This is a genomic window from Acidiplasma cupricumulans, from assembly GCF_001402935.1.
GTDB lineage: Archaea > Thermoplasmatota > Thermoplasmata > Thermoplasmatales > Thermoplasmataceae > Acidiplasma > Acidiplasma aeolicum.
Window position 1 is genome coordinate 1 of sequence record NZ_LKBH01000142.1, and the last position, 2,733, is coordinate 2,733.

Here is a 2,733-nt window from a genome sequence, read left to right on the forward strand (position 1 = left end):
TAAAAAATTGATTAATTAATCGAGCCTAAATTTGTATCCATATTCTATTATTCCATTTTTACCATCCTCCCTTATCTTTCTGAATACCATATGAACCCTCCTGCCTATATCCACCTCATCAGGATTACAGTCAACAACCTGTGCTGTTATTGATGGCCCCTCATCAAGTTTTATTAATGCCATCACATATGGTATTTCCCTTTTAAATGCGGGGGATGAATCATGAACAATGGAATATGATAATATTTCACCGTTACCGCTCAATTTTACCTTTTCCATTTTTCCAATTGATTCCCTGTGGCAGTAAGGACATATATCCCTTGGCGGGAAATATGTTCTACCACAGTTTTTGCATCTAAACCCAATTAGGTTATACCTGTATTCTGTTTCCCTCCATATTCTTGATAGTTCAGTCATTATTTACCACCTATATACCAAGTATATGCACAACGCTGGAGGCTCCTGTGCCCGCCATGTTGTGCAGAAGCGCGTATTTTGCACCCTTTACCTGTCTTTCTCCAGCCTTTTCTTTTAACTGTATATAAGCCTCCACGGCCTGGCCTATACCAACTGCACCGTATGGATCGCCCTTGGCCTTTAAACCACCAGATGGATTTACAGGCAGTGAGCCATCAAGCTTGATATCATTGTAAACAATGTCCTTGGCATGACCCTTTTCCACGAATCCAAGATCCTCAAGCTCAATAAGCGCATAAATGGAGAATGAGTCATGCAGTTCAATAAATGATATATCATCACGTTTTAATCCTGATCTCATAAATGCCTTTTCAGCTGCAAGCCGGGCTGAATTAAATGTGTATATTGATTCCCTGGAGCCAACAGATAAATAATCCTCTGCTATTGCCGAGCTTAATATTCTAATTCCATCCTTTCCATTTTTCTTAACATAATCCTCAGAGGCAAGAACCACAGCTGCGGCACCGTCACTTACTGGTGAGCAATCCATAAGGTTCAGTGGATCTGCAACCGGCGTTGAATTTAAGGCCTGTTCAACAGTAATTTTATTTCTGTACTGTGCATCAGGATTTTTTGATGCGTTATTATGATCATTGACAGGTATCATGGCAAGAGCCTCCTTCTCAACATTGAAATCGTGCATGTATTTTCTTGCTATTATAGCAGCCATTGATGCGGGGGTTGCGCCATAGAATGCCTCCCATTCACGATCAAGTATTGATGACATTTTATTTACAATGTCACTGCCATGGAGATCTGTCATTTTTTCAACACCACCAACAACAACGACATTATATTCCCCGGATTTTATAGATAAATATGCCTCCCTGAGCGCAGCAGCGCCTGATGCTGTTGATGCCTCTATTCTTATTGCAGGTATTCCCTCGTTTGACAGACCAGAAAAATCTGCAATCAATGCACCGATATTCTCCTGCTCATTTATTGTTCCGGCAAGTCCATTTGCACCATAAATTGCATCGATATCCTTTGAATATATGCCTGCATCCTCTATAGCCTTTAAACCGGCCTCAACGGCAAGATTTCTTAGTGATTTATTCCATAGTTCTCCATACTTTGTTTCTCCTGCCCCAATAATATAAACATCACTCAACACTATCACCTGTTACAATAATCTTCCTGAATTTTGTGTATGTTCCATAATCTATAAACTTCACCTTTTCAATCAATTTTTTTATTGTTGGCGCATTGTATTTTTTATAATCCTTAATATTATCTGTTACTGTTATATCAAATGCGTCTGATCCGGCACCTGACCCAAATGAAACGGCAAGGATCCTGTCCCCGGGCTGCGCCTCATCCAGTATGGCTGATAGGCCATTCATTGTTGAACCAGAGTATGTATTGCCTATATATGGTGTTAAAAGCCCTGTTTTGTACTGTTCCTCTGTAAAGCCCAAAATTTTGGCCGCCCTGGTGGGAAACTTACCGTTGGGCTGGTGGAATACGGCATAGTCATAATCCTCAGGTTTTGTTTCCATTCTTTCCATCATGGCCCGGGCCGCAGCTATTACATGCTTAAAATATCCTGGCTCTCCGGTAAACCGCTCACCGTGCTTTGGATATGGCTCGCCCTCACGCCTCCAGAAATCAGGGGTATCTGTGGATACTGAAAGAGTGCTGTTAATTTCTGCTATTACGTTTTCCTTTCCAATTATCATGGCTGTTCCGCCGGCAGATGCCGTATATTCAAGTGCATCACCTGGTGCACCCTGTGAGGTATCTGAACCTATTGCCATTCCATACTTAATATATCCAGAATCAACCATTGCCTTAATATTTTGCATTCCCGCAGTACCGGCCTTGCATGCAAATTCATAATCAGCTGCGAAATACTGCAATGGCATTCCTATTGCGGCTGCCACAATTGTGGCCGTTGGTTTTACTGCATAAGGATGTGATTCAGATCCAACATATATGGCACCTATATCGGCCGGGTCAATATCTGATCTTTTAAGGGCATTTCTTGCAGCCTCAACTGATATTGTTGCAACATCCTCATCTGGTGCTGGAACCGACTTGCTTAAAATAAAAAGGTTATTTTTCATTTTATCTGGTTCATCACCCCATATTCTGGCTATCTCCTCAGGTTTTATCCTGTACTTGGGTATATATGAACCATAACTAACTATACCTGACATAGATGGATAAGACTTATTTTATATATAAAAATTCACGTTTATAATTTCTCTAATTGACGTATTTATTATTTGATATTTTAATAAAAATATTAGATCG

Annotated in this window: 3 protein-coding genes; all 3 read right to left on the reverse strand. The window is 40.5% G+C overall.

Annotated features, from left to right (window positions below):
* Positions 1-15: 15 nt before the first annotated feature.
* The 3 genes from AOG55_RS04240 to AOG55_RS04250 are packed head-to-tail and all read right to left on the reverse strand — an operon-like array spanning position 16 to position 2,636.
* A complete protein-coding gene (locus AOG55_RS04240) occupies positions 16-417 on the reverse strand; it encodes a Zn-ribbon domain-containing OB-fold protein (RefSeq protein ID WP_048101925.1) in 402 nt (133 codons plus the stop codon).
* A gap of 10 nt (positions 418-427) precedes the next feature.
* Complete coding sequence (locus tag AOG55_RS04245) at positions 428-1,591, reverse strand: thiolase domain-containing protein (protein WP_231563433.1); 1,164 nt, start codon at positions 1,589-1,591, stop codon at positions 428-430.
* Positions 1,581-2,636: a hydroxymethylglutaryl-CoA synthase gene (locus AOG55_RS04250; RefSeq protein WP_054964452.1), complete on the reverse strand. Its 1,056-nt coding sequence runs from the start codon at positions 2,634-2,636 to the stop codon at positions 1,581-1,583. Before AOG55_RS04250 ends, AOG55_RS04245 begins: the two co-directional genes overlap by 11 nt.
* Positions 2,637-2,733: the final 97 nt, after the last annotated feature.